The 4,956-nt window shown below is 36.8% G+C and carries 5 protein-coding genes; 1 reads left to right on the top strand and 4 read right to left on the bottom strand.

Annotation, left to right across the window (positions count from 1 at the left end; all coding sequences use genetic code 11):
* Positions 1-15: 15 nt before the first annotated feature.
* From TJ68_RS00900 to mutY, 4 genes are read right to left on the bottom strand one after another with little or no spacing between them, the layout of a single operon-like run.
* Positions 16-624: a DNA-3-methyladenine glycosylase gene (locus tag TJ68_RS00900; protein WP_040928240.1), complete on the bottom strand. Its 609-nt coding sequence runs from the start codon at positions 622-624 to the stop codon at positions 16-18.
* Positions 621-2,363: an ABC transporter ATP-binding protein gene (locus TJ68_RS00905; protein WP_040928241.1), complete on the bottom strand. Its 1,743-nt coding sequence runs from the start codon at positions 2,361-2,363 to the stop codon at positions 621-623. The genes TJ68_RS00900 and TJ68_RS00905 overlap by 4 nt, the downstream gene beginning before the upstream one ends.
* 30 nt (positions 2,364-2,393) lie before the next feature.
* Positions 2,394-2,936, bottom strand: a complete 543-nt coding sequence (gene ntdP / locus TJ68_RS00910) for a nucleoside tri-diphosphate phosphatase (RefSeq protein ID WP_040928242.1) — start codon at positions 2,934-2,936, stop codon at positions 2,394-2,396.
* Between the two features lie 54 nt (positions 2,937-2,990).
* On the bottom strand, positions 2,991-4,010 hold the full coding sequence (mutY, locus tag TJ68_RS00915) for an A/G-specific adenine glycosylase (protein ID WP_040928243.1): 1,020 nt from the start codon (positions 4,008-4,010) through the stop codon (positions 2,991-2,993).
* Between the two features lie 40 nt (positions 4,011-4,050).
* On the opposite strand from mutY, the gene TJ68_RS00920 reads away from it, so the two are divergent.
* A partial coding sequence (locus tag TJ68_RS00920) for a metal-dependent hydrolase (protein WP_040928244.1) occupies positions 4,051-4,956 on the top strand: 906 nt, incomplete at its 3' end.

Raw genomic sequence — 4,956 nt, forward strand, 5'->3', positions numbered from 1 at the left:
CATCGAACGTTTTTTTTACTTCCAGCCATTATTTTCATCTTGTTTTCCTTTAAAACGACTGACATGTTTATTGCCTTTTACGATGAAGCGGTATAAATAATCTACCGCTTCTTTTTTATTATCGATACCAATTCGTGGTGTCGCTACGATTTCTTTAGGGATTTTGCCGTCATATATATCGACATACCCTGTATTTAATAGCTTGCCGTTATGCGTATCTCTTTTAACACCAAGTGCCTGAGTTAATTTACCCGGTCCATCTGTAAGATTCACTTCTCGACCACGCCTTAAAATCATTTCCTCAATGCCTTCAGCAGGTTCTATTCCTCGAATTAAAATCCCTTCAGGTAGATCATGAGTCGTGACAAAATTCATACAGTGATGTCCGTGCATCGTATACACGTATATATGACCGTATGGTTCAAACATCGTACTGTTCTTTTTATTTTTTACACCACTAAACGTATGTGCCGCACGGTCTTTCGTACCTAAATATGCCTCCACTTCAGTAATATACCCACTCGTTGTTACCCCATTTGTATACGTTACGATTTTTTTACCGAGTAACTCTTTTGCTGCTTTTAACGTATCTTCTGATAAAAACTCAAGATCTAAATAACTCATACTTCAACGTCCTGAATACTATAAAGTCTATAATACGCACCATTTTTAGCAAGTAACTCTTCATGCGTACCACTTTCTACAATTTGACCGTTTTCGATGACGTAAATCGTGTCTGCATGTGTAATTGTAGAGAGTCGGTGCGCAACGACAATTGTCGTTCTGTCGTGTGCAAGTTCTTTTAGTGTCTCTTGTATAATCGCTTCACTTTCTAAGTCTAAAGCACTTGTCGCTTCATCTAATATTAAAATCGGTGGATTTTTTAAGAAGACTCTAGCAATTGCGATTCTTTGCTTTTGACCACCAGATAATTTCACACCGCGCTCACCGACTTCTGTATCGTAACCATTTGGTAAATTCTCTATGAACGTCGAAGCATTCGCACGCTCTGCTGCACGGTACACTTCTTCGTCAGTCGCATCTGGTTTTGCGAGTAAAATGTTATTTTTAATCGAATCGGAAAAGAGAATGTTATCTTGCATAACCATACCGATATTATCTCTTAACGAATGTAACGTGACGTCTCTAATATCGTGTCCGTCAATTAGAACTTGTCCGTCTGAGACTTCATAGAATCTAGGTATGAGTGATACGAGTGAAGATTTACCCCCACCACTCATTCCAACAAACGCGACAGTTTTTCCGACACCAATATTTGCATTAACATCATTTAAAACGAGTGGTGCATCTTCATTATATTTAAATGATACGTCGTTAAATTCGATCTCACCTTTAACATTTTTTAATTCATATGCATTTTCTTTATTGACGATGTCGTACTCTTCATCGATCAACTGGAACACACGGTCCATCGATGCGATACTTTGCGTTAACGTTGTAGACGAAGAAACGAGACGACGAAGCGGTCCATATAATCTATCTAAATATGCGATAAACGCTGCGAGTACCCCGACCGTTAAGTTTCCTTCAATCACTTGATATGCACCAAAACCAATGACGAGTAACGGTCCTAAATCTGTAATCGAATTTACCGTCATAAAGCTATACGCTGTCCATTTTGCATGCGTAGTTGCTTTCTTTAAAAAGTTATCGTTTACTTTATCGAATCGTTGTTGTTCGTAATTTTCAATCGCAAAACTTCTAATCACGTTAATACCTGAAATTCTCTCATGTAAAAACCCTTGTAATTCTGCGACTGCTTGTGAACGTTCACGCGTATAATGACGCAGTCTAGAAAAGAAATACCATACGCCGAAAATATAAAACGGAAATATGATCATCGATACGAGCGTGAGCTGAACGTTCATCGTAAACATAATACCTAATGCGATTAAAATTGTGACTAAGTCTAACCATAAATTCATAAGTCCAGTGACGATAAAGTTTTTCGTTTGTTCTACGTCGTTAATGACGCGTGAAATTACTTCACCAACTTTATTGTTCGCGTAATATTTCGAACTTAAACGTTGTAAATGTGCATATAAATAATGACGAATGTCATATAAAATCTTGTTACTCGTCCACTGTGCTAAATATTGTCTTAAATACTCGACTGGTGGACGAATTAAGACGAATATGACACCAAACAACATGAGTACGCGCCACATTTTATCGAGTTTTTCATCATTTGTTAAATTGTCGACGAGAATGACATCGTCAATCGTGTACGCGATGAGTAACGGAATGAGTAATGGAATACCGAACTTAATAATCCCGATAATAATCGTTAAAATCACGTGCCACGTATACGGTTTAACAAATTTTAAATACCGTTTAACCAAGAAATCCCCCCTACACTAATAAAACCAATCTTACGATTGGTTTAATTCTTGATAACGTTTATACCATATGTGTACAAAATCTTCCGCAAACGGGCCTCTTTTTTCTTCGATCCATTCTTGGAGTGTGTCAACTTGGTAGTGCAATATATCATCGATGTCTTTACTATATCTCATCTCTTTTTTATGCTGGATGTATTCATCTTCATCGAGTAAAAAGTATTTTCCATCAGGAAATAATTTAATATCTAAATCGTAATCGATGTATTTAATCGCTTCACCATCGTATACGTATGGAGAAGCTAAATTGCAGTAATAATATACGCCGTCTTCTCTAAACATCGCAATGACGTTAAACCATGCCTCTTTATGAAAATAAACTAACGCAGGTTCTCTCGTCACCCATTTTCTATTATCACTTTCAGTGACGAGTGTATGATTATTACCACCGATGATAATACTATCTGTCGCTTTTAAAATCGTCGTTTCTTTCCACACTCTATGAATGTTACCGTCGTGTTTATAACTTTGAATTCTGACAGTCTCACCCGTTTTCGGTATGGTTTCTTTAATCATTCGCCACACCTCTTTTTACTTTGTTAGTATATCACATTCAACATACGAACTTTACTAAATCGTTTCATCGATATATTTATATACTTTTTGCATCGCAACACTCATCGGAAGTTCTCGCACTTCATTTAGTCGTACAAAATGGTCATTTGTAGACGTCGTATGAACGACGTATATATTCATATACCATACTTTGTGAGTAAATATATGCTTTTCTTCAGCTAAAAATTGAGGTTGAGATAATTCAATGTGTAATTCATCCTCTATCGTTTCTACACTCGTGTCAACGTCAAATTTTGGAAATTTGTACATGCCTTGTAGTAATTTTTTCGTTTCTTTATAGAGATAGATTTCATTCTGATCATTTAGGATAAGATAGACATTAAAATACAACTCTTTTTTAGCTTTAGCTTTCTTCTTAAACGGGTATAGATTAACAGTATTGTTTTTAAACGATTCACAGTGTGCTTGAACTGGACACGTAATACATTTTGGTGCACGTGGTGTACAAACGGTTGCACCGAGTTCCATCATCGCTTGGTTAAAATCACCCGCACTTTCTGGCATAAACGTTTCTATATGTGATTTAATTGAGGAAATCGTCTTTTGTTTTGAAATGTCTCTAGAGTCTTCAGTGAGTCTTGTCATGACTCGAAGGACATTCCCGTCCACTGCGGCAATTTTATGGTTAAATGCGATTGACTGAACGGCACCGCCGATATACGGTCCGACACCTTTTAATGTGAAGAACGTTTCAGGTTGATTTGGGACTTCAGATTGATAACTTGATTGGACCTCTTTAACTGCTTCGTGGAAATTACGAATACGATTATAATAACCAAGCCCTTCCCACTCTTTCAGTAGCGATTCGCTATTTTCGTTCGCAATTGAATCAAGTGTTGGGTATTTTTTGATAAACTTATTATAATAAGGGATGACGGTTTTCACTTGAGTTTGTTGGAGCATCACTTCAGATAGCCAAATTTTATAAGGATCTGAAGTTTCTCTCCACGGTAAATCACGGCGCACTTCATAATACCAATCTAGAAGTGCTTCGTTAAACAATTTATAATTCAAATTTTTCACCTATTCTAATTTATTAAATGAGGTTTTATATATGGATACTGTAACACACGGATTAATGGGTGGTACGCTCGTTGGACTCGCAACAATCGATCCACACGTTGACGCTGTCACTTTTGGGTTCGCTTCAACGATGGTTGCCGCAAGTTTAATCCCGGATATCGATACGGTATTAAAAGCAAAAGATAATGCGACGTACATTAAAAACCACCGCGGGTTAACACATAGTTTACCTTTTACGTTTGTCATTTGGCCGCTTCTACTCGCGACATTGTCAAACGTAATATTCGGCCTAGATTTTTTCCATATGTATTTATGGTCGTTGCTCGCTGTGTTCTTACATGTCTTTGTCGACATATTTAATATGTACGGTACGCAAGCGTTGCGATTTTTTGATAACCGGTGGATTCAACTCGGTATTATCAACACGATCGATATTCCAATATTAATATTACTTTCACTATATTTAGTTTTATGGGCATTTGGATTTAACCCAGTCATACTATTTTTCGTTATTTATAGCATACTCGCTATTTATTATGTCATGCGTGCAATGTATAAACGCATACTGATGAAAAAAGTCAGTCGTCTGTTACCAAATTCTGAAATTCTAAGACTATTTGTCATGCCGACGATTAAATTTTTCGAGTGGCGTATCGCGCTCGTCACAAAAGACAAGTTTGTCGTTGGTCGAGCGTTTAAAACACAAGTCGTTATATATGATGAGTTCGACAAAGTCGGTCCACTTGAAGAAGAGTTATACGAAATCGTAAAGTCCAACAAAGACTTTAATGCGTTTACGTACTTTTCAAGTATTTACCGATATGAAATCACACAAGTCGATACGTCACATATCGAAGTAAGGTACATCGATTTAAGATATTTACAAAACGGGCATTACCCGTTCGTATGTATTATCATCATAAATCAAGACACAAAT

It is taken from the genome of Nosocomiicoccus massiliensis, from assembly GCF_000438455.1.
In the GTDB taxonomy this organism is placed as follows: Bacteria; Bacillota; Bacilli; order Staphylococcales; family Salinicoccaceae; genus Nosocomiicoccus; species Nosocomiicoccus massiliensis.